The sequence below is a fragment of the Xanthobacter pollutisoli genome, from assembly GCF_040044995.1.
In the GTDB taxonomy this organism is placed as follows: domain Bacteria; phylum Pseudomonadota; class Alphaproteobacteria; order Rhizobiales; family Xanthobacteraceae; genus Xanthobacter.
In genome coordinates this window covers 1-1,054 of record NZ_JBDZDP010000077.1, presented here as the reverse complement: position 1 = coordinate 1,054, position 1,054 = coordinate 1, and the positions used below count along the sequence as shown (strand labels likewise).

Here is a 1,054-nt window from a genome sequence, read left to right as displayed (position 1 = left end):
CTAGATGTTCAGTCCCGGCATTTGCTGGATTGGATCGAGGATGAATCTCTCTGGCTCTGAAGTCCAGCATTTGCAGATGAACTCGTAGGGCGTGAGGCCTTTGAGTGTCTTGAGCCTGCGGCCGAAGTTGTAGGCGGCGACGAAGTCGGCGAGGTGGCGTTCGAGCTGCGCATGATCGTCGTAATGGTAACGTTTGACGGTCGCGTCCTTGATCGTGCGGTTCATCCGCTCGACCTGGCCGTTCGTCCAGGGGTGCTTCGGCTTGGTGGTCCTGTGGTCGATACCAGCTTTGGCGCAGGCGAGTTCGAAGGCGTGGGCGCGGAACAGCTCTCCGTTCGCCATCGCCTCCTTGATCAGCGGCACCGCCGAGCCGCCAGCGCCGGGTGTCGTGAAGTGGATGCCGTTGTCGGTCAACACGGTGTGGATCTTGTAGGGGACCGCTTCGATCAACCGCCGGAGGAAGTCGCCAGCCGTCCGCTGCTTGGCTTCTCGATGAAGCTCGACGAAGGCGAACTTGCTGGTCCGGTCGATGGCGACGAACATGTAGAGCCTGCCCTCGGCGGTGCGCACTTCGGCGAGGTCGATGTGGAAGAAGCCGATCGGGTAGCTCTTGAACTTCGTCTTCGCAATCGTCTCGCCTTCGACCTCGGGCAGGCGGCTGATGCCGTGGCGTTGCAGGCAGCGATGCAGCGACGAGCGTGTCAGGCTCGGGATGGTCGGCTGCAGGGCGTAAAGGCAGTCGTCGAGCGGCAGCAATGTGTGCTTCCGAAAGGCGACGATCACCGCCTCCTCCTCGATCGTCAGCACCGTTGAGGTCGGGTTCTTCGGCCCCGTCGGCACATCGGCGACCGAGGTGCGACCCTTCCACTTCGCAACCGTCTTCTGATTGATGCCGTAGCGCTTCGCCAGCGCCCTCAGGCTCTCTTGACTATGCTGTATCGCTCGACGGACCGCCGCTGTCGTCGTGGCGCTCCCGTGGTGAATCTGGCCCATAGCGCATCCCTCGATTCATGCGTCGAGATTGCACCATCAAAGCCCGGGATCAAACATCTAG

General features: G+C 61.7%; 1 protein-coding gene. It reads right to left on the bottom strand.

The window, feature by feature from the left end; translation table 11 throughout:
- Nucleotides 1-993, bottom strand: a complete 993-nt coding sequence (locus tag ABLE93_RS26935; RefSeq protein ID WP_348842726.1) for an IS481 family transposase — start codon at nucleotides 991-993, stop codon at nucleotides 1-3.
- Nucleotides 994-1,054 lie beyond the last annotated feature (61 nt).

Bases quoted from the DNA above. Each gene is read 5' to 3' on its own strand.
- ABLE93_RS26935 (WP_348842726.1), bottom strand. From the start codon at position 993: ATGGGCCAGATTCACCACGGGAGCGCCACGACGACAGCGGCGGTCCGT.